This window comes from Anaerospora sp. (assembly GCF_032013335.1).
Classification (GTDB): domain Bacteria; phylum Bacillota; class Negativicutes; order Sporomusales; family DSM-15969; genus Anaerospora.
This window is the reverse complement of the sequence record NZ_DALZUO010000001.1, coordinates 247871-274251: the sequence shown is the minus strand read 5'-3', so window position 1 is coordinate 274251 and position 26381 is coordinate 247871. Positions and strand designations below refer to the sequence as shown.

Sequence of the window (26381 nt, the reverse complement as noted above, 5' to 3'; positions counted from 1 at the left end):
CCATACTCCCTTTATCACCTGCTCACTTTCACACCGCGGCGCACCATTTCAATTCCGTTCTGCTCCAAAAAGTATACTGCCTGCGCAACATCTTCTTCCTGGAGCTGAGCAGCCAGGCCTTCACAGGGCCCGCTCAGTTCGCGGGGAATCGGAATAAGCCTGCTACTGATCTTTTCATTCTTAAGAAGCTTTTCAGCCCGCAAAGCATGTGAGACAGACAAAAATGTTATTACCCACACGTCCATTATCGCACCTGCGCCATTTCTGCGGCGATCAGCATGGCTCCCATTGCCCCCGTAAACTGACAGTCCTCCGGTACAAGTACCGGCATATTGAGCTGAGCGGATAGACACTGGACTAAGCTCTTGTTGTAAGCGACTCCACCAGTGAAGATGATGGGCGCCTCAGGATTCATTCGCTCAACCATTGCACCAATCCGGCTGGCTATCGCCTTATGCAGCCCGGCAACAATGGACCCTTTTCCTTCTCCTTTGGCTAAGAGTCCGATTACTTCCGATTCAGCAAACACCGTGCACATACTGCTTAACTCAACAGGGACTTGCTCTTTTCCCAAATCGGATAATTCGGTAACATCCACACCCAGCCTTGCCGCAATGACTTCCATAAACCTTCCCGTACCGGCTGCACACTTATCATTCATCACAAAATCAAGAACCCGTCCCCGCGTCCCTATCTTGATTACCTTACTATCCTGTCCGCCTATATCAATGACGGCACGCGCCTGAGGCAGCAAATGTGCTGCTCCACGGGCATGACAAGTAATTTCCGTAACTGTTTTATCTGCTGTCGTCATTGCTATCCGGCCATAGCCGGTAACGACGACAAAATCAGCTGTACCGGCAACTCCTGCCTGATCCAGCGCTGCAGCTAACACCTGCTCTCCTGCCTGGCGAGGACTCCACCCGGTAGCGATAACAAGTTTATAAATTTCTTCATTAACAGCCAGTACTATCTTAGTGGATACTGAGCCGATATCAATGCCTGCAACAACCATAGCTCCTCCTACTTGTACATCATTCGTTTGTACGACGTTTTTGAATTCGCTCAAGCCGGTAATATAAGGTTCGCACGGAAATGCCCAGATAGCGCGCGGCCTGTGTTTTGTTCCCGCCGAACTTTTGCAGTACTTGCTCAATCAGCTCATCAATATGATCGCCTAAGACAAACAGCGGGGATGCTGAATCGGCTTGAAGGGGGTGCAGCTTAGGCTCAGGTATTTTTTCTTTTATAGTATCTTCGGGGTATCTTCCGGTTAGATTTTTCAGGTGTTCTTCCTGCAGCTCTGTTCCATCATACATGAACGAAACCCACTCCATGGCATTGCGCAGCTCCCGCACATTGCCCGGCCACGGACAGGCTAGCAGCTGCTGAGCCGCAGCTTCGCTGATGCGGCGAAACTGTTTGCCCCGCCGCCGGGAGAAATCCTGCAAGAACATCAGTGCCAGAGACAAAATATCGTCTTTTCGTTCCCGCAGCGGAGGAATAATAATCTGCCCGACCTTTAACCGGTAATATAAATCTTTGCGAAACAGCCCTTCGGCAATACGTTTTTCGAAATTTAAGTTCGTCGCGGTAATAATACGAATATCAGTTTTTATCTTTTTCAAACCGCCTACGCGGTAGAAATTTTTCTCTTCAATTACCCTTAGCAATTTAGCCTGGAGCTCGATAGGGATTTCGGCAATTTCGTCAAGGAACAGCGTTCCACCCATTGCCATATCAAGTTTCCCCTTTTGCCCCCGCGAAACGCCGCCGGTAAAGGACCCTGCCTCATAGCCGAATAATTCACTCTCAAATAAGCTGGGAGTGATGGCCGTACAATTAATATCAACAAACGGAGCTGATGTACGGGAAGTGCCATAATGAATGATCTTAGCGATAATCTCTTTGCCGACGCCCGTTTCGCCCTGAATTAACACAGGCAGAGACCGGTCGGTATGATATTGCTCTGCCTGACGGACCACCCGCCGCATTGCCTCGGAAAAAATGCCGATTTTACCAATATTCTCCTGCTCCGTTACTTTGGAGCGATCTTCTATATCAGTGCCGAATACCCCTACTTCCTCGTCACCAGTTTTATTCAGGGCCTGGCCTTTGGTCAGCAGCGCTTTATGCTCGCCTACCCGTTCTAAAATAGCTTTAAGCTCATCCATATTGATTGGTTTGGTCAGATAGTCATAGGCACCGGCCCGTAAGGCCCCAATCGCCAGTTCCAGATCAACAAACCCGGTATACAAAACCACATCAGCCTCGGGTTCGCGTTTAACCTGCTTGACTTTGCGCACCAGTTCAATACCCGACATCCCACCCATCTTAATGTCGGACAGAATCATGTCAAATACATTATTATGGTAGGCGATAAGCCCCTCTTCACCAGACACGCATTCGGTTACGGTATGCCCCAGCAGCCGCAGGTAATTGGCTAAAAATGACCGGCCTTCCTGCTCATCATCAACAAGTAATATTCGCATTCCAATTCACCCCCCACAGCCCATTATACATTAGGAATTCCTGGTAATGATACCTGTATCAGCGTACCGCCTCCGGTATTATTTTCTGCCTTGATGGAGCCATTGCAGGAGGCCACAATCACTTCTACAATGGATAAGCCTAATCCCATGGAATCGCCCAGTTTTTTGGTGCTGAAAAAGGGTTCAAATATCTTGCTGCAAATTTCAGGAGCAATCCCCGGACCGTTGTCGCTGACGGTAAGATGCACATCTCCATCGGCCCAGGTACGGATACTAATCTCTTTGACTTGCCCTTCCCTGCCTTCCAATGCCTGCATGGCATTCATCAGCAGATTGAGAACAACCTCCTCAAAACGGACAAATGATCCATTGACGGGCGGCAGCCCAGGTGCCAGCTCTTTATTAACCTTGATATGCTGCACAAACAACTGATTGGAAACATAGGACAATGAGCTTTCTACAACATCATTCAAATGACAGGGGACATATTCAACCATCTGGGTAGTACGCAAAAAGGAGCGCAGGTGATTAACAATGGAATCAATCCGGTCTACCTGGCCGGAAACATCCCGGATGCATTGTACAACCTTGCTCATCTCAGCATTTGTCCGGCATAAATGAAGACCTGTTTCTGCTAAAACCCGAATGGCGTTTAAGGGCTGATTGATTTCGTGAGCAATGCCGCCGCCGATGATGGCCAGCGTCGTCACTCGCGCAGCACGGGCAATCGCTTCCCTCGCTTCCGAGATCTTGATTTCGGCCTCCTTCTGAGAGGTAATGTCTCTCCCTACCGACTGGTACTCAATGATCTGGCCTGCTGCATCAAATATTGCCCGATTAATCCAGTGCTGCCACCGCACCTTGCCATCAGGGCCGATAAAGCGCCGCTCTGCCTGTGCTACCGGATCGGCCGGCGTCAGCCTGGCAATCTGCAGCCACACCGTCTTATGGTCCTCAGGGGGAATGAGATGAATAAAATTAAGTCCTAACAAATCATCTGGTGATTTATCAAAATAACGGCAAAAAGCCCGGTTAACAAAGGTCAGTGTTCCATCTGGCGTAAACCTCCGGATGAGTTCTTCCTGATCTTCAATAATTGCCCGGTAGCGTGCCTCGCTTTCCTGCAGCTTCTGCTCCACCTGCTTTTTGGCAGTAATATCCCGGCCAACGGACTGGTATTCAATAATTTGATTGGTTTCATCAAAAATTGCACGATTAATCCATTGCTGCCAGCGTACAGTGCCATCAATACTGATAAATCGCCGCTCTGCCTGTGCTACCGGTTCCGCGGGGGTCAGGGTAAGCATTTGCTCCCGCACAGTATCATGGTCTTCCGGCGGAATGAGCTGGATAAAATTCAGCCCTAGCAATTCATCTGCCGTTTTATTAAAATACCGGCAAAAAGCCCGGTTAACAAAAGTCAGCGTACCATCAGGCTTAAACCGGCGAATCAACTCTTCCTGATCCTCAATGATCGACCGGTAGCGGGCTTCGCTTTCCCGCAGACTATGATCAATTTGACGCTGCTCTGTGTCTGTCACCAATCCCTTAGCCTGGTTCTGTGCCGCGACCGTCTTTAGTGCTTCCCCGCCGTATCTTTGACCTGGCTCTGCTTCATGGCGGCGGTAGGTGAGACGAAAGCCCTTCCCTACTTGTCTCCTCAAATAGCCCAGCCCCTTTTTTCCCGCATCATTCCAGCTCCTGCCTCTTTTGCAGCTGTATATATGCAACCCCGCAGTTCTGCCATATTCGCGCAACTGCGGGGTTAAACAAGCACACTTACCATTCATTCACTAAGGCACAAGCTGGTTATTTGTTTCCTATGCAATAAATATGCCACTTTATTCCAGCTTGCTTCCCGGTAGGAAATAAGGCAAAAAAGTTGCAGCCCCGCTTACTAAGGTCTGCAAAAACAGCATGCAGCACCCTGCATTTTTGCAAAATTTGCACATGTATCCTTTTAAGTTTCTACTGGAGAAACCGGTTCAGGATTGACGATCGGAAAAGAAACCTGAATGGTTACGCCGCCATTGGGATTATTTTCTACCTTAAGCACTCCATGGCTGGCGGCAACAATTGACTGGACAATCGACATTCCCAGCCCCATTGATTCGGCACTTTTCTTCGTGGTAAAGAAGGGTTCCCAGATCCTGTCACGAATTGCAGGATCAATTCCCGGGCCGTTATCACTTACAGCCAAATGAATACGTTCGTCAGCCCACGTCTGTATCTGAATCGTTTTGTCTATTTCGTCCGTACTATCAAAGGCTTGAATCGTATTCACTAACAGATTGAGTACGACCTCCTCAAAGCGCACCAGCGAGCCATATACGGGCGGCAGCTCCGCAGCCAGCGCCAGCTGCAACCCAATCTGCTGTGAAACAAGTTGATGAGCTACAACCGTCAATGCTCTCTGTACAGCCAAGTTGAGATCACAGGGCAAATATTCAAAACTCTCACTGCTGCGCGGCAATGCGCGCAAATTGTTGACAATAGCATCTATCTTATCTACCTGCTGGGAGATATTGCGGACACTCTGTGTAATCTCCTCATCAGAACGGCGCTCTGCATCTTGCTGCAAAATAAAAATCGTTTCCACTAGAATTTTAATAGCGTTAAGGGGTTGTTTAATTTCATGGGCAATGCCCCCGCCAATCATTGCCAGCGTCATTACCCGCGACGCGCGGTCAATCGCCTCCCGCGCTTTCGAAATTGCCGACTCAGCTTCTTTCTGGACCGTAATCTCCCGCCCTACCGCTTGATATTCGGCAATATTGCCAGCATTGTCAAAAAAAGCCTGACTGACATACTCGATCCAGCGCACACTGCCGTCAGGCCGCACATAACGCATTTGCGAAGTCTCGATTGCATTATCCGGAATGGGCAGATATTCCTGTCCGGGAATCAGCCCCATTCCCTCCGGTCCAAGCAGTTCAGTCAGATTATGTCCGATAAGCGTTTCTTTTTGCATACCGTAAAAAAGGCAAAAAGCATCATTTACGAAAACCAGCTTTCCTTCCGGAGTGCAGCGGTAAATGCAGTCTGTCTGCGCTTCAACCACCGCCCGATACTGAGTCTCGCTTTTACGCAGCTCTTCTGTCCGGAACAGTACCACCTGTTCCAGTGCAAGTTTGGCATCCGCCAACTCACGGTGCAGACGGTTAGTTGTTACAAAAATTGCGCCAGTCAAAAAGCACAGAATAATAAAGCCTACAATCATAATTGATTTATTTCTCGCCACAAGAAAATCGGCTAGCGATTCTCCGGCAAACAGAACACCAACCGGCTTATTATCTACTCCCATAACCGGCAGGTAAGCTGTCATATACTCCGTTCCCAAAATCTCTGACCGGCCAAGGTGTGGTTTTCCTTCACGCAGCACGGTGGTGGCGATAGGCTCACTCAGTTTAGTGCCGACTACCCGCCTGCCATCCTTCATGATCGTTGTCGAAACTCGTTCATCTCTTGAGAACAGAGTAGCCTCTGTATGAAAGAGTTGTTTTACCCGGTCAACAATTTCATCCCTGGCAGCATCATAGCCAAGGGACACTACGCCCACTGTTTTCCCCTGTTCATTTTTCACCGGTGATCCGGCTCGAATTGCCAGTCTGACCACTGCTCCCGGCTCAACTACAGCCTGCACGACTCCAGCCAGGGCAGCCCTGATATCAGCTGCTTCAGCCATACTATCTCCTTGCCGTGGTTCATGCGTACGCATAATGACAATACCCCGGTCATCCGTAACTGTAATAAAATCGACGCCTGAATCTCCCTGCATCCGTTTCAGCAGCCGCAGCAATTCGCCGGCATCTTTATTCTCCAGTGCCATTATAAGTTTAGGATTCCTGCTGAATACGGCAGAGTAGTGCACAGCGTTTGCCTTGTATTCATCTATTATATTATGCAGCCCCTCAACACCCTGCGTTGCAGCCCGCTCCTGCTCTTGCTCCAGGATGTCGGAGAAAAAATATAGAGCCGGTATCAGCGCAGCAGAAACAGCAGTAATTACCAGCAAAATAACACAGACAATCAGTTTTGTTCCAGCATTTGTTGCTATTCTATCCACCTTATCCTCCTTGCCCGATGTAGTCGGCGAATCAGGAGAGCGCAGCTACATATTTAAAACCCTCGTTTTTATGGTATATTATACCATAAAAACGAGGGTTTTTGCTTGTGCAGCCCGCAGGTGGAATGATTATCCCCACCTTATTTATGAGGATCAATCAGCCGCCCCTTCGTGACTGCCGCCGAGCCAAAGCGCGCTTTTAATCCATCAACAACTTTATGCAGCACTTCCTGTTTTTCCTGGCCTGAGTCAAATAAGGCAATTGACTGTCCGGCTGGCTGCAGATTGCTTACCGTTAACCCTAACAAACGAATACCTTCGTTGGCCGGAATTGACTTGTACAGTTCTTTAGCCGTATGATAAAGGACTCCATCCAGGCCGGTAGCTTCATCGAGCGTACGGCTGCGGGTAACTGTCCGGAAAGAAGCAAAGCGCACTTTTACCGTCACTGTCCGCCCCGATAAATTGAGCCTGCGCAGCCGCCAGCCCACTTTGTCCGCAAAAAGCAGCAGCTGCTTTTCAATCTCTTCCCACTGATATAAATCTTCTTCGAAAGTCTCTTCATTACCGATCGATTTAACTTGCTGATCAGGCACTACCGGCCGGTCATCAATTCCGCGCGCAAGCTGCTGCAAATCAAAAACAGCTCTGCCGATATAACCTTCCAATAACTTAGGATCGGTTGCTGCAAATTGCCCAATCGTCCGGATACCTAGTTTGGCAATACTGGCTGCCGTTACTTCGCCTACTCCCCACAGCCGTCTTATCGGAAGCCCGGCCAGCACCTTTGCTTCTTCACCAGGCCTGATTACATATAAACCATCCGGTTTTTGCAGATCGGAGGCAAGCTTGGCTAGAAATTTATTTACTGCGACACCTGCCGATGCCGTTAATTGCAATTGTTCCTTTATATCCGCCTTTATGCTGCGGGCAATATCAGCGGGATCGGCATACAATCCATCCATACCGGTAACATCTAAAAATGCCTCATCAAGCGACAACGGTTCTACTAACGGGGAATACCGGTCAAGAATGTTACGAATCTGCGCTGAAACAAAACTGTATTTCCGGTGATCCGGCGTAATACATACAGCCTGAGGACATCGCCGTCTTGCTTCGACCATTGACATTGCTGAATGAACACCAAATTTGCGGGCTTCATAAGAAGCGGTAGCCACCACTCCCCGGTTACTGAGACCGCCTACAATAACCGGCACCCCCAATAGCTGCGGATTATCCCGCTGCTCTATAGATGCATAAAAAGCATCCATATCTACATGAATAATATAGCGCTGCATGTGCATCACCCAAATCAAGTATAACAAACATACGTTCCTTATACAATATATTGCGGAATAACTCGATTATTATACAAAGCTACTTCAATAAAAAAAGAGCCAAGCGGCTCTTTCTTTTATCGTTTTAAATGAAAGGGGACAGTAGTTACGGCAATATTTTCTTTGAGAACAAGTGTTGTGTGTAAAAACCAGCCAGTTTGATTATGGAGCAAACGATGCCACCATTTTTTTGTTTCAAACTCCGGTATGACGACGGTGATAAAATCATCCGGTCCCTTCTCACGCTGCTTTTTCTCAATAAAGTTGATAAGCGGCCTCATCAGCAGCCGATAGGGGGATCGAAGTACCACCAACTGAACTCCCGGGTCCCAGCATTGCCACTTCTGACGAACCCTTTGCTCCGATTCATCATCGCTGGCTACATGAACGGCAATGATGTTATCACCAATAAGCTTGGCATACTTAATTGTCTCATAGACAATGCGCGTCGGTGAAGCAACAGGAACAATAACCAAGTGCTTGCCTTGGGGAAAGTGGGCACTGCCTTCGGCATAACACGCTTCCGGCAAATGCAGCTGTTCAGCCATTGTATTATAATGACTGCGAATTCGTTTAAAAATGGTTACCATGATTGGAATAAATACCAGTACCATCCAGGCCCCATACACAAACTTTGTCACCGTAATCACAGCTACGACAATCCCAGTAGCTGCTGCGCCCAGTCCATTAAGAAGAGCTCTCAGCTGCCAGCCGTTACCTTTCTCACGCCGCCAGTGAACAACCATGCTCACCTGGGCAATCGTAAAGGATATGAAAACGCCAATTGCATACAAGGCAATGAGATTTTCAATCTTACCATCATAAATCACAATAAGCAATGCGGCAATAATCGTTAACAAAATAATGCCGTTGGAAAAGGTCAGCCTTTCGCCACGCTGGGCCAGATAACGCGGCATATATCCGTCACGGGCAATAATTGATAATAACACTGGCAAGCCGTTATATGCGGTGTTGGCTGCCAGATAAAGGACTAGCATGGTTGTAATCTGTATATAAAAATACATCGGTGTTCGCCCAAAAATTTGCTCCGCCAGCTGCGATAAAGCCGTCACTTCCAGTACCGGGAGAATGTGATGATGCAAAATTAATGCAGATATCCCCAGAAACATAAAGCCGAGGATGCCAGCCATCCAATACGTGGTAACAGCGGCATTGCGCGATTCGGGCGATTTGAACATGGGCACACTGTCTGCGATCGCTTCAATACCCGTCATAGAGCTGCAGCCATTTGCAAAAGCCCTGAGTGCAAGGAACAGCATGGACCAATCCAACTGCTGTCTTGCCAGTGAATCAGGCGGAATAAAATAAGGAGCCTGAGACATCCGGTATAAACCTACAAATAAGAGAACCAGTATTCCGGCCAAAAAAGCATAGGTAGGCAATACAAAGGCATTGGACGACTCTCGCACTCCCCTGAGGTTAACTAACATTAGTACACTAAACAGAACAATAACATCAATCGGCACTTCCCAGCCGCTAAGCTCGGGAAAAGCGGATATAATGGCAGCCGTACCTGCCGAAACACTGACCGCTGCTGTCAATATGTAGTCAGCAAAAACCGATCCGGCAGCAATCAGGGCTGGTCTTTCGCCCAGATTCTGTTTGGCGATTGCATAAGCACCGCCACCACCCGGATTGGCCTTAGCTACCTGAGCATAGGATAGAGTGACAATTGCCAATAGCACCAGGATGGAAATTGCCACAGGCGCCATATATCCGTAAGCAATCAAACCTGGTAAAGCAAGCGTAAGCATAATTTGCTCCGGCCCATACGCTACTGAGGATAAAGCATCAGAAGAAAAGATTGATAAAGCCTTCCATTTAGGCAACCGTTCATGGGCCAGCTCACGGTTGTGCAGCGGCCTGCCAATTAGCACCCGCCGTAATTCGCGCATCATACAAGTAGCGCCTCCGCTTCTTATTTTGTTAATAGGGCAATGAAGTTAATTATACTCTTCCCTACAAAAAAAGAAAGCGCCGATTTCGCCCGTTTCTACTCGCTTTAGACTCCTTTGGTTCATGGTAACCAATAGGATACCGCGGGCATTGCGCCGTCCTGATTATCTCGCTCAATCACCCTTCATCACCGTCTATTTTCTTATTAAATTGCACTTGCCCATCCTTTGCCGAATAGCCTAATAATAAAGCTTAAAAAAGAAAAACGACCATCGGACGTAACCGATAGTCGCATGTCTCTGTTGTGGCGGAGTGGCAGGGATTTGAACCCTGGCGGGGCTTACACCCCCTAACGATTTAGCAAACCGTCCTCTTCAGCCGCTTGAGTACCACTCCACGGGAAAAAAATGGCGGAGGGGGTGGGATTCGAACCCACGGTCCCTTTCAGGATCACTGGTTTTCAAGACCAGCTCCATAAACCGCTCGGACACCCCTCCGTGCCCGACACATTTAGTATTATAACAAATGGTTGCACGTTTTGTCAACTTCATAAACCTGGTATTTTATCACAATTTTTGCAGGTCTAATAAATTGAAAATAGCAAATTTCCTGGTTGTCTATTGACTAATATAGAATACAGGATTATATTTGAAATGTAAATACACATAATCCGATGGGTAGGTGAGAAAAATGGATGTAGACCGACCTAGACAACACAGACCTGCTAAATTAACTGAATATAGGGGAATATCCATCTTTCTAGCCCTTAGCAACTGCTAATGTAAGAGATATGGGTGTTGCCCAAGAGAGAGAGGGGGAGCACCAATGTTGAAAATATGGAAAAGTAATTGCGTCACTTTAATTGAACAGTCTCTCGAATCGATGGAGAAGGGCTCTTGGCTGAATCTTGTCAGTCCTACAGCCGAAGAGATAACGATTGTCTCCGCTTTGTCCAATGTACCGGTCGATGTATTAAAAACCGCCTTGGATGAAGAAGAACGGTCTCACGTTGAAATTGAGGATAACTATATTCTGGTTGTTACCAATATTCCGATGATGCGCGGCAAGGATAGCTATGACACATTGCCGCTTGGCATAATTATTACACCGGACTACTTTATTACGGTTTGTCTAGAACAAAATGAAATTTTAAAGGCCTTCAGCAATGATAATGCCCGCACGTTCAGCACCTTCAAAAAGACCCGTTTTCTCTTTCAAATACTCTATAAATCGGCAACGTTGTTCCTGCGATATCTCCAGCAGATTAATCGTCGTACCGATGATATTGAGAAACAGCTCCGCCAATCCATGAAAAACGAAGAATTCTTTCAACTGCTCGAGCTGCAAAAAGGTCTCACGTTCTTTACAGCGTCCTTGCGCTCAAATGGCATCGTGATGGAAAAAATGCTGCGTCTCCGAACTAACAGTCAATTGCAGCATCTTATTAAGATGTATGAAGAAGACGAAGACTTGCTGGAAGACGTTATCATTGAAAACAAACAGGCTATTGAAATGGTTGAAATGTATTCCAATATTCTCAGCAGTATGATGGATGCATTTGCTTCTATTATCTCTAACAATTTAAATATTGTCATGAAATTCTTAGCTTCTATGACCATTCTGCTATCCATTCCTACTATGCTTGCCAGTTTCTGGGGCATGAACGTAGGCGTTCCTTTTATGGGCAGCGAGTTCGGTTTCTGGTTTGTCATTACCGTTTCTATCACTTTTACCAGTGTCGCAGCTTATGCACTATGGAAGAAGCAATTATTTTAAGTCAAAAATAATACCCGCTTTGCAGCTGCAAAGCGGGTATTTGTATTTATGCCGGTTCTCCCCGTCCGCGTCTGGCGATTACCGCCAGTATATCCTGATCGTAGCTGAAGAGCGGTATCCGATTTAGTACAAAGTGGTCAGCCTGACGGGTACATTTGCCATTGCGGGTAGTGAGGCCGCCTACATAACCAAGCTCTTTTGCAATGCGCAAGGTTTCCTGATTATAGCTGCCCCGTGGATAAGCAATCGTTCGTATATCACTACTCAGTACGTTTTCGAGGATGTTTTTGGAGGTTTGCAGTTCATCCCTAATTTCACTTTCCGGCAGCTCGCCAAGCGCACGATGGGTCATTGTATGGGAACCAAACTGCATACCGCCGCCTGCCATTGCACGAATGTGCTCAGCGCTCACCCTATCCGGCTGTCCCAAAAGACCGGCTATGATATAAAAGACAGCCGTCATTTGCTGCTTTTGCAAAATCGGGAAAGCATACTCGTAATTGTCGGCATAGCCGTCATCAAAAGTGATGAGCATCGGCCTTTCCGGCAATTCCACATTGCCGTCAATTAGAAACTTCTCAAATAATGATAAAGGAATTGTATGATAGCCGTAGTCAGTGAGTATCTGCATGTCAGCTGCAAACTTCTCTGGAGTTATCGTTAGGTAGCCATTTGTATACCCAATGCGATGATACAACAATACCGGTATCTCCCGGTAGGAGGCTTCACTGATAGTCGACAAATCTTCCAGCAGCTCTGAAAATCCGGTGGCTATAACTGTACTCAAACATAATTTTACAAACTCACGCCGTGTTACCACGTTTACATCTCCCACTTATAGACTACATTTACTGCAAGATACGACATTAAACTTCGTTTTAGAACAGTAATTCCCCTGCCTTATTCTCGCAAAAGGGTTATTTTTTTTCAATTGGAAATACTAGTACTGTATTATCTCGCAAAAGGAGGCGCTGACATGTCTAAATTGGCCCTTACACTGGTTATTGTTGGAGCATTGAACTGGCTCCTTGTCGGTCTTTTCCAATTTGATCTGGTTGCTGCAATTTTGGGTGGCCAAAGTTCGTTTCTCAGCCGCGCCGTATACGCAATTGTTGGAATAGCGGGCTTAGCCTGCCTGCCACTATTGTTTGGCTCACGGTCCAGAATGTAACCTTTTATATTCACCAACGCTGATTCCCTCCATCACACGGCAACGCAGATGGAGGGATTCTCCTATTTTCCACAACTCAAAAAAGTTGTATAATTATTATCATTACCTGTATTCATTTTAAGAGTTTCCCGTCTGGGACTAGGAGGGAGCAGGATGGCAAAAAAAATTCTCCAATCCAAGGTTACCCTTTTGCTGTTTACCGTAACGTTTATCTTTAACACTTTTGTCTTAATGCCAGTGACCCATGCTTCCTTGCGCAACATACTAATCGGCGGCGTAGTTGAATATTTCTATCTGCGCGAATCCTTGCTATATGCCCATAATAAGCAAAGTAACCAAATCATGTCAGGTTACAAAAAAGAATACGGTGAGAATAGTGATGACCGAGCAAACGAAGTATTGGATTCGGTTATGCACCGCCTCTTAAAAAGCATTGATCCCGAGGAAAAAATAAAACCAAAGTTCTCCTGGTTTGTTAACAATCAAACTACATTTAATGCTTTCTGCGGCTTAGGACATAACGTCAGTGTCAACATCGGGCTTTTTCACTATCTGAATTATAATGAAGATGAAATCGCCTTCGTCCTCGCCCACGAGCTTGTCCACGGCATGAAGCTGCATTCGCTTAGTTCCTTACCTAAGCTGGTATCCTTCAATGTTGTGCAGGCGCTTTATCTGGAGAAAAACCCTGGTACCATTTCTTACATAACCTCGTACATCATTAACCGCAATCTGGTTGCAACTTATGCTACGCTGCCTCAGGAAAAAGAAGCGGATGCCAATTCATTTTCCTATGCCGTAGATGCAGGCTTTAACCCCGGTGCAGGCGCTGCAATCTGGTCCCGCGTAACCGCCAAAAGTGGTGATAATGGCCATAACAGCTTCGAGAATGTGATTAATCCTAATGACCATCCCACTAATAAGCAACGTGTAGAATACTTTGCCAAGCGATTAGAAGAGTACAGCAACAATAAAGTAAAGGTAAGCAAAGGAACGGTCTATATAAACGGAAAAGTCTGGGTGACTCCCGCAGCTGCCGGTGACCTGCTTGCTGAAGAACGGGCCTATTTCGTAGCAGGTAACCTCGCCACAATCCTAAGAACTGCACCGAGTGGGTACCAGGCAGAGCTGATAGACGGAGTCATCCGACTAAACGACAAAACGATTATGACGCCTACTGACAGTGATCAAAATGCCGATGAATTAGTCGCTGCTTTGAACAACCTGGTAAATTCGTAAAGACTATCATAAAGCCGCTTAAAACCTTTTTGGGTTTTAAGCGGCTTTATTCTTCCACTCAAACCTATTTACTCTTTTTCATATCACAGCCGCACCAGACATGCTTCGACTTGGACATCCATTCTTGTATTGTGTTCAGTGCTTCTCCAAAGCGTTGAAAGTGGACGACTTCCCTTTCCCACAAGAAACGCAATGTATCGATTACACAAGGATCATCCATTGCTGCAATTAAATGTTCATAGGTAGTACGCGCTTTCTGCTCAGCTGCCATGTTTTCCATCATGTCCGTAATTGGGTCACCCAGACAGGCAATGTATTTTGCCGACCAAGGTACACCATTTACATCAGTCCAAAATAGACCATGATCATGTTGTACCCATTGTCCTTCCCAGCCCGCTTCAATAAAAGCCTCCGGCGGAGCACCGTCCGTCAGCTTGTGTACAAGTGCCGCTATCATTTCCATATGAGCTAACTCTTCTGTTCCGATATCCGTTAGAACAGATTTAGCCATATCGGTCGGCATACTATACCGCTGATTAAGATAACGCAGCGATGCACTCAATTCACCGTCAGGACCGCCGTATTGGGAGATTATCATTTTTGCTGCCTTGAGGTCAGGACGGCTAACCCGCACAGGGCGTTCTAACGTTTTCTCATATATCCACATATTCACCCATCCTTTTGCCTTTACTTACATTTCCCAGGGCCACGGTCCCTCCGACCACTGCCACTCTCTTCCCCTAATAGGGCTCCAGCCGAAGTGAAATAAGGGTCCAAAGCATTCTTCATACTCCGCTCTTAGTTTCATCAGCAATTCTACCGCACAGTTATAATCATTTAATGCATCCTGGTCACAAGGATGAGTGTCCAGATACAGATTAAGCTCTATTGCAACAAATTGTATCTCCAGGACCTTCTCCAACATTGCCATCTGCTTATTGCGATCCACTATTGTTTCACCTCCGCGTTTCTATTCCGGAATTGGATAAACACCCCAAAGTTCTGGGAAAAGAGTCCCCTTCATCAGTGCTTCCCGGGGAGAAAAAGCTCTTTCGTACCTTTGCCATGGAACGTAAGCATGTGCCAGCAGCATGGGCCGTGGCATCATCATTTCTCCGTCATACATATTAAATTCGCACAGATCCGGTTCATCACAGCATTCTTTCATGTCCATGAAATCCTCATGACAGTCCTTTTCACATTGCATTTTCTTCTTGGGTATCCGCTCACTCTCATATCCATCATCAATTTTTTCATTATTAATTTTTTCACTTTCTGAAGCCAATTGGAACAACCTCCTTTCCATGCCTACTATAGCTTATGAAGTCAGATTACATATTGACACATTTGTAAATAAAAAAGGAGCTGTTCAGAACGAACAGCTCCTTTTATTACACCCGCTTAATTCATTGGCATCAACAAAAACGCCAATATATAAAGACCGATGCCTAACCCTTTATAAAACGCAGATACCACCCAGGCCAGCCGGATAATAGTAACATCTAAGCCCGTATAATTACTGATTCCTGCACATACGCCAAACACCATGCCCTGGCCTGAGTCAAGTGCTAAATGCTGATGGATTGCAGAAAGCCTTGATGAGTCCGCATCTCCCTGAAAAAAGCTCCAAATGGTAAGGCCGCTCAAACCATAAGCTGCGGCACGAATTAGCCATAGCAAAACAAACGCCCCCCGATGGTAATATATTGGAATTATTACCATCAGAGGGCTGTTTTAATCATTCTATTTGCGATTTACCAGCTGCAATCGCCGGCGGGCACGACGATTTGGATCTAACTGCGGCTCAGGCTTAAAGGGTTGACTGCCTTCAGCAGCCGCCTGACGGCCAATACTGACGAGAATCCCTACTGCAAGCATATTCACAATGAGCGAAGTACCACCAAAGCTGATAAACGGCAAAGGCACACCTGTAACCGGCAGGATACCGCAGACCATCGCAATATTACCTACCGCTTGTCCACCAAGCAGCGCTGTCAGTCCTCCGGCAAGCAGCATTCCATATCCATCTGGAGCTTTAATCGCAATTTTAGTTCCGTACCAGCTGATCGAAGCAAACAAAATTAAAATGACAACTACTCCCATGAAGCCCATTTCCTGGCTGAGTACGGCAAAAGCAAAGTCCGTATGCGCTTCAGGCAAATAAAAAAACTTGCTTGCTCCCAGCCCCAGCCCCGTACCGGTGAAGCCTCCCGAGCCAATAGCCAGCAAAGCCTGAACAGCCTGATAGCCGATATCCTGCTGAAAAGCCCAGGGATTAAACCAGGCAGCAATACGCACAACCCGGTACGGAGCAGCATAAACTGATGCAACAACCACTATTGCACCAATGCTGACTAATCCGAGCCATTCATGCCGGGGAATGCCGCTTAATAAATATACAACCATACATAAGGCAAAGATCACAACAGCAGTACCCATATCAGGCTGCTTGTACACCAATACCACCATAATGCCTGTGAGCCAGAAGGGCCAGGAAAAAATACTCGTCCTGCGGCCTTTATCGAGCAGCATTCCTAAATACGCGGCCGTCATCATCACCGCAGCCAGTTTAGCTAGTTCAGAAGGCTGGAAGGTCATGCCCAGCTTAAGCCAGCGCCTGGCACCATTCGCTTCTAACCCCATGACAGGAACTAGCGCCAAGGTAATCAAGGTCCCCAAAATAATGACAGGAACAAGCCATTTATACCGGCGATAATCAAACTTCGCTGTCAGCCACAACAAAATAATGCCAATACCGAAAGCCTGCAGGTGCCGTTTTAAGTAAAAGTAGCTGTCATTCCATTCCCTGCTTGCTGTAACGAAGCTGGCACTAAAAATATTCACAGTCCCAATTGCAAATAAAATAATAACAAGATATAAAACGGCTTGCGCCGGATTTGACCATAAGGCAGGCATTCTATTCACCTTGCATTCGCCCCCCATCTATGTATACTCGTCTTATTATACCAGAAACGCATGGTTGTCCCAATAAGAATGACTGACTTTCTTCCATTATTATCATTTATAAAATGAGGTGAACGCAATGAACACATGTTATCAATTGCTGATAGTGGATACTACTGCCCAAACCTTACTGGTTGTTGACGGTCTCACGAATGCAATCCTCGCTGAGGTTGCGCTTCCGGCAGCAGAAGCAATCACTGCCATTTATCCCGCTGACGACGGCAGTAAGGTATTTTTACCCGCTGCCGGCAATGGTGGCAGCGGCTCCATACATATCCTGAATTTAACGAATTACTCACTCTACCGGCTTCCTGTTGCCATTTCTCATCCGGAATACTTCACTCTGCAGCACACACTAGCCTATTTCGCCGATCCAGCAGGCACTCTCTATACGTTAGATACAGCAACGCTCGCAGTAACGCCGGGAAAAACCAATAATACCCGGCTATCCTGTATGTCTCTTGCCGCGACTTCTGAACATCTCTTTTCACTGTGGGAAGAGGGTGCGAGCGGTCTTCTTTCTGTTATGAATACAGCAGGCCAACTGCTTAGAGAATACCGGCTCCCCGGGGCACCGACCGCGATGACTCTTGATGCAGCTGGCCTGGCCTATGTCACCCTGGCAGGAGAAAATAATCAGCTCGGACTCGCTGTTATCGGCAAAGAACCCGGAGATCTACCACCAACTGCACTTAAACTTACCTGTCCTCACTGCAAAGTGCCACTTACCGGCTATCCGATTCACCTGGCTGTTTCAGAGACCACTATTTATTTGATTACAGAAGAGGGAGCACTTACCATGATTGATAAGATGACGCTTCAGCCAACGCAGCATATTCTTTTAGGGCAGCCTCTCGATACCATCCATCTTCTACCGAATGGACAGCAGGCTATCGGTCTTTCCGTAATGAAAGGGAACCTCGCCATGATTGACCTTAGTGCCGGGCGAATAACGGCACTAACCGCTACCAGCCATTACTTAGGGCCTATTGCCATAGTACGAAAATAATCAAAGCCCCTTTCCGCAACTGGAAAGGGGCCTTAACTTTATCAGCATCAATGCTACTCCTCCGCTTTCCCCAGAGGACGAGGCCACTTGCCTGACCACTTGAATTTGCCGTCCGTTTTCTCCTGCTCAGCCGGTTTCGGACTCTCGGATACTGGCTCAGACTGGATGACCGGCTCCTCATCACGCGGGTAAAACTTAGGTTTCATGTAATTTGCTTTACTCTGACTGCTAGAGCTAAAATCATCGTCACAATCATCATCAAACTCATCTATGTCTGTATCACAATCGTCGTCATCGTCATCACAATCATCATCATCGTCGTCGTCATCGCAGTCATCGTCGCAATCGTCATCACAGTCATCGTCATCATCATTTGCCGAGCTGCTATACTGGCTTGTCAGCGAAGCCGTGTCACTGTCATCATTATTGCAGAAGCTGTCTACCAGGCTCTCGTCCAGATCAGGCTGCAGGTAATCACCTTCTGTCCCAATCAGACCTTTTTCCATCATTGTTAATATCATCAGGAAATGATCTGCTTCCCTGCGTACATGATCTGCCAGTAACGCCGGCAGAATACTGGCTATTCTGCAATTCTCTACCATAGTATAGAGCGCTTTTTTGAAATCCCGCAGTCTGAGAGTTGCTGAACGGACATCATGAATAAATCTGCCATATACTGGCGGATTAAGATGAGGTAGACAAGTGGTCGTCGAATATTGATGCTTCTTTTTGCTTTTCTTCTTGGAAGAGACCGTCACCAGCGGCAATTGGCTTGGATGCTGCAGCATGCTGTAAAAATCATTTGCCTGCAGGAATAAGTTGTCAAACTCAGTAGAAAAATCCCCTACCATATTCATTATAATCCGTTCGGAAGGATCAATATGTCCTTCACTGAATTTGGTATGATCAGCCATTATTCTCAGCCAAAAAACATTCTCCCGTGCTTTGGACAGATGATAATTCTTACTGTGACACTCTTTGATTTTTCCGAATAAGGCCAGCACATATTCCGCTTCCCGGGCCATATGATCCAAAAAGAGCGGCGGGTTATTGCCGATTAATTTGCACAGCAAAACCTGTTGCAGTAAATGACGCTTGAAACGGAGAAATTCAGCAACTGTATCAAGGGCATTATCAACCAGTTCCGCAAACTTCTTCTCACTGGCAACTTTCTCCGCTCGATTATACAAAGCTCCGAACTCTTTGTAAAAACACTCCGCTTCACTAATTAAACTCGTACTTTCGCAAGGCAATCCCATTTTAATGAACAAAGCATGCTCCCGCATGATTTCCAGCCAGAATTTAACCTCTTCCATGTTTAAAGGCGGAACCGGGGCTCCCATGGTAATAGGGCGCGACATAGCAACACTCTCCCATTTACAGATTACAGTGTTACTACAGTGTATGCCGAGCTTGGCGTTTATGTGATGTTTATTTTATTAATTAGCAAAGAATCTTTGGCGGTTTCGCTTCACAACGGTAAATAGGGCCACCCTTTGAGCTGAACTTTATCTCATATTCGGTCATCACATTACCTGTAAAATCACTATTATGCAAATCATAGGATACATGTTCCAGCGGCCACTGATAATTAGCAAATTCCTCTAAAGAAAAGCGGAACAATTGCTCATTGTCTGTCTTAAAATGAATATCTCCGCCAGGAGAAAGTAACTGGCGATACATGTCCAAAAAGCGATGGTGCGTAAGGCGCCGCTTGTCGTGACGCGCTTTAGGCCAAGGATCACAAAAATTAATATAAAACCGATTGACTTCTGCCGGTGCAAAAAGATTCATTACATGATTAATATCAAACACCAATAACCTTACGTTTGTTAACTGCTTCTCAGCTATTTTTTGCGCAGCATAATACAAAACATCTTGCTGTGCTTCAATGCCAATAAAATTAATATGCGGATACATTTCGGCCATGCCACAAATGAACCGGCCTTTGCCGGTACCCAGCTCGACATGCAATGGTGCCGTCCGTCCAAAAATACTTTGCCACTGGCCTTGCAATATTTCCTCAGCAGGCCGCAAAACAAAGCTTTCATATTTCTCTAAAGCCTGGCTCACCCACGGCTTCTTTCGTAAACGCACATCAATCGCTCCCAGTCTATATTCTTATTAGCAGATTAATCCCGCTCTAAACCATATTTCTTTAAATAACGGTACAATGTTACGCGGCTGACGTCAAGCATATTTGCCAGGCGGCTAATATTGCCTCCAGCTGCTTTCCAGGCCTCAACAAATATGTCCTTATCTTCCTTCCAGGCTTTCCCCGGGGTAGATTCACCAGGCAGGACAATATCCTCATCTGTTATATGCTCGCCGCTTGTATTGAAAAAGGCCTGCTCTACAACACCCTGAAGCTGCTTAATATTGCCTGGCCACTCATAGGACATCAATAGTTCAGCCGCAGCTTCGGTCAGCTCTTTTTTAGCGAGATTGTGCTGTTCAGCCAGTTCACTGATAATATGTTCCGCCAGCAGGGGAATATCTTCTCTGCGGGACCGCAATGAAGGCATCCGCAATACAACTTTACTTATGATGTCATGAAGCTGACTAGCAAAAACGCCTTTTTCCGTCAATCTCTTAACATCGCTGTCGCAGGCAGCAATAATCCGCGCATCAAAAGAACGTAATACATCTTCACCTACGCGGTAAGTTTTACCTGACGACAGAGCAGACGCCAGGCGGATCTGTAAATGATAAGGAATTTTCTCAACTTCATCAAGGAAAAGGGTTCCGCCATTCGCCAGTTCTAATTTACCGGGACGGCTTTCTTCTCCAAAGATATTGCCAAACAATTCGCCTTCCAGGAGTTCAGCCGGCATATCGCCGCAGCGAACAGAGATCAGCGGCCCTGCTGCCCGGTTGCTTGCCTGATGAATACCGTGGGCCAACCGCTGCTTGCCAGTCCCCGGCTCCCCTTGAAGCAGCGTATGATTGCCACTTTTGGCTGCACGGGCAGCCTTGTCCTTCATGGAAGCAAAAGCAGTATCTTGTCCTACCATTGACCCCATGCTGTAACGGGCTGTATAGCCTACGGCATGAGCTACCAGTGTTCGCAGATCTTCAATCGGCTGAGATATAGCCACAATGCCGCCGACTTCATTATCGCGGTACAAAGGAACAACAGTCGTAATGTCTTCGTAGGTTTTCTGTGCTGTGATCCAAGTAACTTCCTTATTGTAGGAAGGGATTCCTAAGAAGCCTTTATATAGAGGCGTATGGCGATAATTAAGTACTACATCGCTTAAATTAGGATACGTATCTCCCTTATTATAAGAGGCAATGCCGGATAAACGGCTTTGGCCCAGCTTATTCGTATAGGCCACTTCCCCACCAGGTAAAATATGATAAACAGCATGCGGCACAGCGTCTAAGATAGCCTGCTTGGCATCCAGTCTCGCCTGCAGCTGCAGATAGGTTTCCAGAGCATGCGTCATACTCAGCATTAATGCCGCAATAGAGCTGTAAGGCAGTTCTTGCTGTTGCACGGAAACCAATGTAAGGATATATTGCAGTTCACCGTTCAAAAACACTGGTGCAGAGCAGGCATCCCCGCTTTGGCACTCTTTAATCCACATTTCCGGTCCAAAAAGCAAAAATGGCGTCTTATGTCTAGCCACAATAGCAATACTGGATGTACCAATATCTGTCTCAGCCAGTCTCGCGCCTTCCACTTCTCCAGCCACTCTCTGAAAAAAGGGCAGTGCATAGTTCTTTAATACATGGCATTCATTATCAAGCAAAAGTAAACTAAGATTGTACAAGTTAAAATGCTCGTCAATCTCACGGTACAGCCCGTCCAAATAAGTAAGGGCTGTTTTGTGCCGGTCCCTGAGTTCCATTAATTCGGCTTTAGGCAGCCGGTAAAGCTCCGGCATGGCTTCTGAAACGATTCCGGCTTCATGACTGATTTGCCAGGATTCAGCCACCCAGGGGTGAACATTGGGATCAAGGATACCATCAACTATGTATTTCGTATAATAGGTTTGCAGCTTTTCTTTACTACGTCGTTCGCGAATCATAATTAACCTCCACCAACGCACAATTTTTAAAGAAATCATAACATAAAATCAAATTAATCGAAAGTGTATTCACTATTTACCTTACAAAACAAGCGTGATTTATTGCAGCTTACAAAAATATATGCTCCAGCGACCTTCGTTACCTGATAAGACGAGCCAGTGACTTATTAACGGTTTTCGTCACTTTACGGCTTAAAAAGCCCTTCTTTTCCCCTCGCATATCTTGGCAAAATTTTGTTATAATCGATATATATTCTTAATTTGGAGGTAATATCCATGACAACCACCATGGTCCATCATGTTGCAGTTGAATATGATCCTCTGTTGTCCGTTACCGAAATGACTGCTATTGTCGAGGAAGAGATTGCCTTATGGAAAGCCCGGCATAAAGAGCTGGCCCGTGTCCTCTTAACACTTGACGAAGAGAACGTCGTAATAAAAGCAACTGAAAAATCACCTGTTCGCCGGGTTCGTCGCATTACAGGTTATCTTTCTAATATGGAAAACTTTAACGATGCCAAGCAAGACGAACTGCAGGCACGCTACAAGCATTGCTGCAGTTAAGCTAATCCCCTCAAGCCGCTAGGTTTGAGGGGATTGATTTTTCCGGGAAAAACGAATAAAGAAGGTCGTTCCCGCCTCATCAGTTGTTACCTGGATAGTTGCATTGTGCCTGGCAGCAATACTATAACAGATGGCTAAGCCTAGACCGGTACCGTTATCTTTCGTCGTAAGAAAAGGCGTTCCCAGTCTATTTAGGATTGTCGGTGAAATGCCACTGCCCTGATCTTCAACCGCGAGTGTTACTTCTTCACCATCGGCAAAAGTTCGTATTTTTATTTGACCGTTTGGCTGCATAGCTTCTAAGCCATTGCGCACTAAGTTCAAAATTAACTGCCGCATTTCACTTTCATCCAGAATCAGCTCGGGAATTGGCTCCAATTCAAGGAGTATGCTTTTTTCGGCAATTAAAGCATCAGCCCGGAGAAGCGGATAAATGACCTCAATAATAGCATTTAAATTATGCGGTTTTTTATCCATTTTTTTATTGCGGGCTAATGCGAGAAATTCTGATAAAATGGAATTGGCCCGATCCAGTTCTTCAATCATCAGATCCAGATATCCCTTAAACGGCTGACACTCCTCTTTTTTACTAAGCAGTTGCAAGAACCCCCGTACAGTCGTCATAGGATTACGAATTTCATGACTAATTCCCGCAGCCATTTGACCAATTAAGTTAAGCTGCTCATAATGGGCAAGGTCCTTTTCCAGCTGTCTTTGCCGCGTAATATCTCGTCCGACCGCTTGCACTTCCACCAAACAGCCCTGATTATCGAAAAATGCCCGATTAGTCCACTGAACCCAGCGTACTTCACCAGCCCCATCCGTAATCCCATATTCGGAGATACAGGAAGGGGCTGCGGGAGTCAGCGAGGCAATAGTCGCGAGAATATTCTGTACATCCACTTCTAGTACTCCCAATTTGTCAGGAGTCTGCCCGTACACTTCATGATGCTTTTTATGGAGGAAACGGCAATAGGCCCGATTGGCAAACGTTATTGACAAGTCGGGCGCATACCGGCAAATAAATTCTGTCTGATCTTCAACGATGGCTCGGTAGCGAGCTTCACTGGCAGCTAAGTCATCCTGCAGGCGACGATTAGTGGTCATTTTCAATTCTTTGGCCATAATTCACCCCCGCAGCAAATAACATATAGCACATTAATTCGACACGAATCGTCAAAGCCCTTCCCTATTTCCTACAATCTGCGAACAGCAATCGCTTCCCTAACTTTTTGCATATTGGATACCAACCGTTCTTTATGCTGCAGCATAACACCGATGTATAAAACATCAATGATTGCTAGATGAGCAAGGCGAGAGGCCATTGCTTCAGAACGGTATTTTGTTTCCCGTGCGGAAGCAACAAGAGAAATATCTGCAAGCTCAGACAGAGGGGACTTCATATAGCTCGTTAAGGCAATAATGGTAGTGCCGCTCTTTTTGGCCATTGCTACCGAATCAAGAAGTTCCCGATTGGAGCCGGTATGAGAAACTGCAACAACAACATCTCCCGGTGCCAGCAGCGCCGCCGAGGCGATTTGCATGTGGGAGTCGCCGTAAGCCCGCACGCAAACGCCAAAGCGCATAAAGCGATGCTCAATATCTGCTGCTATAATTGCTGATCCACCGGAACCATAAGCTTCAATTCGCTTGGCTTTCGCCAATGCGGCTACAGCTTCTTCCACTGCCTGCGGGTTCAACAGCTTCAGCGTATCCTGCAGTCCTTCATTAATACTATGAAATACCTTACCTGCAATGAGAGCAATCGAGTCCGCTGAATCAACTTCCTCATAAACTGATTCCATTGGTGTATATAAATCACCGGCTAAGGCAATTTTAAAGGCTTGATAGCCTTTGAATCCGATCTTTTGACACAGGCGAAAAATAGTAGCCTCAGCACTGCCTGCCCCTTCTGCCAATTCAGTAATAGAGAGATGAACAACGGCTGCCGGATTGTCCAGCATATAGGTGGCCACTTTTTGCTCCGCTTTTGTCAGCGAACTGAAAACACTGCGAATGCGCGGCAAACAGCCACTTATCTGTGACGTGGTCGGTTGCATGACTATTCCCCCTTATGAGTCTGATATTATTGTAACAAGATCCGTCTGTTTCGTCCAAATATTTTATAATAATCTGTCCTACTTACCTGATCAGAGGTTTACTTTTTCCTGCCATCATGGTATGAATAAGGAAGCCCCACACCATACACAGGAGGATTTACTCATGCATAAAGAAGCAATTTTCGGAGTTGATATTGGCACTACCGGCTGCCGGGCAGTACTCTATCGTGTAGATGGCACAATACTGGCAAGCCAATCCATAGATTACCCGCTCTATACGCCCGAGTCCGATTGGGCAGAGCAAGACCCGGACGAAATATATAATGCCTTCATTACTGTTGTCAGTAAAGCAATGCTCCAATCAGGACTTGCCGCCAAAGATATAGCGGGCATGTCCTTTAGTTCCGCACTGCACAGTCTGATACCGGTGGATACATCAGGTAATCCGCTTTACCGGATGCTTACCTGGGCTGATAACCGGGCACAGGCTTATAAAGAAAAAGTAGCCTCCGGGGATGATGGCAAAGCGATTTATTCCCGCACTGCCTGCCCGCCTCATCCGATGTTTCCGCTCTATAAGATTCTCTGGTTTCGCTATGAGCGTCCCGACATGTTCCAAAACATTGCTAAATTTATTGGTATTAAAGAATATATTATTTACCGGCTTACCGGTAAGTATATCATCGATAAATCCATTGCTTCAGGTTCCGGCTTATATAACAACCAGACCCTGAGCTGGGATGAGCAGCTGCTGGAGTTGACCGGTTTACGGCAGGATCAATTATCAGAGGTTGTGCCAACCACGCACATTGAACGCCAGATAGACCCGGAAATAGCACGGATTCTGGGACTAGCTCCGGATACACCGCTAATTATGGGCGCTGGCGACGGTATGATGAATTGTATTGGTTCGGGCGCCATCAATCCTGGCCAGTTAACGCTTACCATTGGCACTAGCGGTGCTGTGCGGGTCATCACTACAAAGCCTTATAATGATCCTAAAGGCAGGACCTGGTGTTACAACCTCAGCGAGGATTACTGGGTTCTGGGCGGAGCCATTACCAACGGGGGCATTGCCTTACGGTGGGCCAAGGAAAAATTTGCATCAACAGAACAAAAAGTGGCCGAGCGGCTTGGTCTGGATACCTACGATATTCTCAGCCGTTATGCCGAACAAAAGCCGGCAGGCTCAGATGGTTTAATTATGCTGCCGTTCTTTGCCGGTGAGCGGGCACCTTACTGGAATGCCAATGCCCGGGGTGTACTGTTTGGATTAAATCTCAATCACGGCAAACGCCACCTGGTTCGCGCTACGATGGAAGGGATCTGTTACCGGATGTACAGCATTCTCCAGGCGCTGGAGGAAGTATCGGGTCAGGTGACTGAGATCCGGGTAAGCGGCAGCTTTACCCATTCCCGCTTATGGGTGCAAATATTAGCCGACGTATTCGGCCGGGTCATTACAGTTCCCGGCGAACCGGAGGGTGCTGCTTATGGCGCTGCCGTACTCGGTTTGTATGCATTAGGGGTCCTCCATGACATCAAAGAGGTCGGTAATTTCATCAACATCAAAGAGCGTTATTATCCATCAGAAGAGAATCATGAGCGCTATCAGCAGCTTTTTAAAATTTATGAACGAGTCTACTGGAACTTACAGCAGGAATTTGAAGAGATCGCCAAAATACAGCGTACCTGGAAAGACTAAAAAAACCCAGCAGTGAAATCTTCCGTTGATTCCACTGCTGGGTTTTT

At 46.5% G+C, this 26381-nt stretch carries 24 protein-coding genes and 2 tRNA genes; 6 read left to right on the top strand and 20 right to left on the bottom strand.

Annotated features, from left to right (window positions below):
• Positions 1-14: 14 nt before the first annotated feature.
• The 9 genes from RTR76_RS01350 to RTR76_RS01310 form a co-directional block, all read right to left on the bottom strand.
• Positions 15-245 carry a DUF3343 domain-containing protein gene (locus RTR76_RS01350; protein WP_312515774.1) on the bottom strand — a complete coding sequence of 77 codons (231 nt, stop codon included), beginning with the start codon at positions 243-245 and terminating at the stop codon, positions 15-17.
• Positions 245-1015, bottom strand: a complete 771-nt coding sequence (locus RTR76_RS01345) for an acyl-CoA dehydratase activase (RefSeq protein WP_312515771.1) — start codon at positions 1013-1015, stop codon at positions 245-247. Before RTR76_RS01345 ends, RTR76_RS01350 begins: the two co-directional genes overlap by 1 nt.
• Positions 1016-1034: 19 nt before the next feature.
• Positions 1035-2492, bottom strand: coding sequence for a sigma-54 dependent transcriptional regulator (locus tag RTR76_RS01340; RefSeq protein ID WP_312515769.1), 1458 nt, complete (start codon positions 2490-2492; stop codon positions 1035-1037).
• A 23-nt stretch (positions 2493-2515) separates the two neighbouring features.
• On the bottom strand, positions 2516-4156 hold the full coding sequence (locus RTR76_RS01335) for a PAS domain S-box protein (RefSeq protein ID WP_312515767.1): 1641 nt from the start codon (positions 4154-4156) through the stop codon (positions 2516-2518).
• Between the two features lie 296 nt (positions 4157-4452).
• The gene (locus tag RTR76_RS01330) at positions 4453-6558 is read right to left on the bottom strand and encodes a cache domain-containing protein (protein ID WP_312515765.1); all 2106 of its coding nucleotides are present in this window, start codon (positions 6556-6558) and stop codon (positions 4453-4455) included.
• A 140-nt stretch (positions 6559-6698) separates the two neighbouring features.
• Positions 6699-7856: a DNA polymerase IV gene (locus tag RTR76_RS01325; protein ID WP_312515763.1), complete on the bottom strand. Its 1158-nt coding sequence runs from the start codon at positions 7854-7856 to the stop codon at positions 6699-6701.
• 116 nt (positions 7857-7972) lie between these two features.
• Positions 7973-9814: an APC family permease gene (locus tag RTR76_RS01320; protein WP_312515760.1), complete on the bottom strand. Its 1842-nt coding sequence runs from the start codon at positions 9812-9814 to the stop codon at positions 7973-7975.
• A 303-nt stretch (positions 9815-10117) separates the two neighbouring features.
• Positions 10118-10208 (bottom strand) — tRNA-Ser (locus RTR76_RS01315).
• Positions 10209-10220: 12 nt separating this feature from the next.
• Positions 10221-10309: transfer RNA gene (locus RTR76_RS01310), tRNA-Ser, on the bottom strand.
• Between the two features lie 328 nt (positions 10310-10637).
• On the opposite strand from RTR76_RS01310, the gene RTR76_RS01305 reads away from it, so the two are divergent.
• Positions 10638-11588: a magnesium transporter CorA family protein gene (locus RTR76_RS01305; RefSeq protein ID WP_312515757.1), complete on the top strand. Its 951-nt coding sequence runs from the start codon at positions 10638-10640 to the stop codon at positions 11586-11588.
• A gap of 46 nt (positions 11589-11634) precedes the next feature.
• Here the strand turns inward: RTR76_RS01305 and RTR76_RS01300 are convergent, their stop codons facing one another.
• Complete coding sequence (locus RTR76_RS01300) at positions 11635-12408, bottom strand: polysaccharide deacetylase family protein (RefSeq protein WP_312515754.1); 774 nt, start codon at positions 12406-12408, stop codon at positions 11635-11637.
• Positions 12409-12564: 156 nt separating this feature from the next.
• Here RTR76_RS01300 and RTR76_RS01295 point away from each other — a divergent pair, with 156 nt between their 5' ends.
• Both RTR76_RS01295 and RTR76_RS01290 read left to right on the top strand, forming a co-directional pair.
• The gene (locus tag RTR76_RS01295) at positions 12565-12759 is read left to right on the top strand and encodes a DUF378 domain-containing protein (RefSeq protein WP_312515750.1); all 195 of its coding nucleotides are present in this window, start codon (positions 12565-12567) and stop codon (positions 12757-12759) included.
• Positions 12760-12912: 153 nt separating this feature from the next.
• The gene (locus RTR76_RS01290) at positions 12913-13998 is read left to right on the top strand and encodes a M48 family metallopeptidase (protein WP_312515747.1); all 1086 of its coding nucleotides are present in this window, start codon (positions 12913-12915) and stop codon (positions 13996-13998) included.
• 64 nt (positions 13999-14062) lie between these two features.
• On the opposite strand, the gene RTR76_RS01285 is transcribed toward RTR76_RS01290, so the two are convergent.
• From RTR76_RS01285 to RTR76_RS01265, 5 genes are all read right to left on the bottom strand, one after another.
• Positions 14063-14665, bottom strand: a complete 603-nt coding sequence (locus RTR76_RS01285; protein WP_312515744.1) for a manganese catalase family protein — start codon at positions 14663-14665, stop codon at positions 14063-14065.
• Positions 14666-14689: 24 nt separating this feature from the next.
• Positions 14690-14947, bottom strand: a complete 258-nt coding sequence (locus RTR76_RS01280) for a spore coat protein CotJB (protein ID WP_312515741.1) — start codon at positions 14945-14947, stop codon at positions 14690-14692.
• 21 nt (positions 14948-14968) lie between these two features.
• Positions 14969-15283, bottom strand: a complete 315-nt coding sequence (locus tag RTR76_RS01275; protein ID WP_312515739.1) for a spore coat associated protein CotJA — start codon at positions 15281-15283, stop codon at positions 14969-14971.
• Positions 15284-15399: 116 nt separating this feature from the next.
• Positions 15400-15678 (bottom strand): PspC domain-containing protein, encoded by a 279-nt coding sequence (locus tag RTR76_RS01270; protein WP_312515736.1) that lies wholly within the window; start codon positions 15676-15678, stop codon positions 15400-15402.
• Positions 15679-15741: 63 nt separating this feature from the next.
• Positions 15742-16914 (bottom strand): putative peptidoglycan glycosyltransferase FtsW, encoded by a 1173-nt coding sequence (locus RTR76_RS01265; RefSeq protein WP_312516168.1) that lies wholly within the window; start codon positions 16912-16914, stop codon positions 15742-15744.
• 127 nt (positions 16915-17041) lie between these two features.
• Between RTR76_RS01265 and RTR76_RS01260 the strand changes: the two genes are divergently transcribed.
• Complete coding sequence (locus tag RTR76_RS01260; RefSeq protein ID WP_312515733.1) at positions 17042-17971, top strand: hypothetical protein; 930 nt, start codon at positions 17042-17044, stop codon at positions 17969-17971.
• A gap of 53 nt (positions 17972-18024) precedes the next feature.
• On the opposite strand, the gene RTR76_RS01255 is transcribed toward RTR76_RS01260, so the two are convergent.
• The 3 genes from RTR76_RS01255 to RTR76_RS01245 all read right to left on the bottom strand — a co-directional run bounded on the left by RTR76_RS01255 (position 18025) and on the right by RTR76_RS01245 (position 22005).
• Positions 18025-19332 carry a DUF2935 domain-containing protein gene (locus tag RTR76_RS01255; RefSeq protein WP_312515730.1) on the bottom strand — a complete coding sequence of 436 codons (1308 nt, stop codon included), beginning with the start codon at positions 19330-19332 and terminating at the stop codon, positions 18025-18027.
• 82 nt (positions 19333-19414) lie between these two features.
• Positions 19415-20068, bottom strand: a complete 654-nt coding sequence (trmB, locus tag RTR76_RS01250; protein WP_312515727.1) for a tRNA (guanosine(46)-N7)-methyltransferase TrmB — start codon at positions 20066-20068, stop codon at positions 19415-19417.
• A gap of 35 nt (positions 20069-20103) precedes the next feature.
• Positions 20104-22005: a sigma 54-interacting transcriptional regulator gene (locus tag RTR76_RS01245; protein ID WP_312515724.1), complete on the bottom strand. Its 1902-nt coding sequence runs from the start codon at positions 22003-22005 to the stop codon at positions 20104-20106.
• Positions 22006-22281: 276 nt separating this feature from the next.
• Between RTR76_RS01245 and nrdD the strand changes: the two genes are divergently transcribed.
• Positions 22282-22569 carry an anaerobic ribonucleoside-triphosphate reductase gene (nrdD, locus tag RTR76_RS01240; RefSeq protein WP_312515721.1) on the top strand — a complete coding sequence of 96 codons (288 nt, stop codon included), beginning with the start codon at positions 22282-22284 and terminating at the stop codon, positions 22567-22569.
• Between the two features lie 18 nt (positions 22570-22587).
• Here the strand turns inward: nrdD and RTR76_RS01235 are convergent, their stop codons facing one another.
• Together RTR76_RS01235 and RTR76_RS01230 are read right to left on the bottom strand one after the other, a co-directional pair.
• Positions 22588-23694: an ATP-binding protein gene (locus RTR76_RS01235; protein ID WP_312515717.1), complete on the bottom strand. Its 1107-nt coding sequence runs from the start codon at positions 23692-23694 to the stop codon at positions 22588-22590.
• 71 nt (positions 23695-23765) lie between these two features.
• The gene (locus RTR76_RS01230) at positions 23766-24629 is read right to left on the bottom strand and encodes a MurR/RpiR family transcriptional regulator (protein WP_312515713.1); all 864 of its coding nucleotides are present in this window, start codon (positions 24627-24629) and stop codon (positions 23766-23768) included.
• A gap of 163 nt (positions 24630-24792) precedes the next feature.
• Here RTR76_RS01230 and RTR76_RS01225 point away from each other — a divergent pair, with 163 nt between their 5' ends.
• Positions 24793-26334, top strand: a complete 1542-nt coding sequence (locus RTR76_RS01225) for a gluconokinase (protein WP_312515710.1) — start codon at positions 24793-24795, stop codon at positions 26332-26334.
• Positions 26335-26381: the final 47 nt, after the last annotated feature.

Excerpts from the sequence above, each read along its gene's own strand:
- RTR76_RS01350 (WP_312515774.1), bottom strand. The coding sequence starts at position 245 with ATGGACGTGTGGGTAATAACATTTTTGTCTGTCTCACATGCTTTGCGG.
- RTR76_RS01345 (WP_312515771.1), bottom strand. The coding sequence starts at position 1,015 with ATGGTTGTTGCAGGCATTGATATCGGCTCAGTATCCACTAAGATAGTA.
- RTR76_RS01340 (WP_312515769.1), bottom strand. The coding sequence starts at position 2,492 with ATGCGAATATTACTTGTTGATGATGAGCAGGAAGGCCGGTCATTTTTA.
- RTR76_RS01325 (WP_312515763.1), bottom strand. The coding sequence starts at position 7,856 with ATGCAGCGCTATATTATTCATGTAGATATGGATGCTTTTTATGCATCT.
- RTR76_RS01320 (WP_312515760.1), bottom strand. The coding sequence starts at position 9,814 with ATGATGCGCGAATTACGGCGGGTGCTAATTGGCAGGCCGCTGCACAAC.
- RTR76_RS01305 (WP_312515757.1), top strand. The coding sequence starts at position 10,638 with ATGTTGAAAATATGGAAAAGTAATTGCGTCACTTTAATTGAACAGTCT.
- RTR76_RS01295 (WP_312515750.1), top strand. The coding sequence starts at position 12,565 with ATGTCTAAATTGGCCCTTACACTGGTTATTGTTGGAGCATTGAACTGG.
- RTR76_RS01290 (WP_312515747.1), top strand. The coding sequence starts at position 12,913 with ATGGCAAAAAAAATTCTCCAATCCAAGGTTACCCTTTTGCTGTTTACC.
- RTR76_RS01285 (WP_312515744.1), bottom strand. The coding sequence starts at position 14,665 with ATGTGGATATATGAGAAAACGTTAGAACGCCCTGTGCGGGTTAGCCGT.
- RTR76_RS01265 (WP_312516168.1), bottom strand. The coding sequence starts at position 16,914 with ATGCCTGCCTTATGGTCAAATCCGGCGCAAGCCGTTTTATATCTTGTT.
- RTR76_RS01260 (WP_312515733.1), top strand. The coding sequence starts at position 17,042 with ATGAACACATGTTATCAATTGCTGATAGTGGATACTACTGCCCAAACC.
- RTR76_RS01255 (WP_312515730.1), bottom strand. The coding sequence starts at position 19,332 with ATGTCGCGCCCTATTACCATGGGAGCCCCGGTTCCGCCTTTAAACATG.
- RTR76_RS01245 (WP_312515724.1), bottom strand. The coding sequence starts at position 22,005 with ATGATTCGCGAACGACGTAGTAAAGAAAAGCTGCAAACCTATTATACG.
- nrdD (WP_312515721.1), top strand. The coding sequence starts at position 22,282 with ATGACAACCACCATGGTCCATCATGTTGCAGTTGAATATGATCCTCTG.
- RTR76_RS01235 (WP_312515717.1), bottom strand. The coding sequence starts at position 23,694 with ATGGCCAAAGAATTGAAAATGACCACTAATCGTCGCCTGCAGGATGAC.
- RTR76_RS01230 (WP_312515713.1), bottom strand. The coding sequence starts at position 24,629 with ATGCAACCGACCACGTCACAGATAAGTGGCTGTTTGCCGCGCATTCGC.
- RTR76_RS01225 (WP_312515710.1), top strand. The coding sequence starts at position 24,793 with ATGCATAAAGAAGCAATTTTCGGAGTTGATATTGGCACTACCGGCTGC.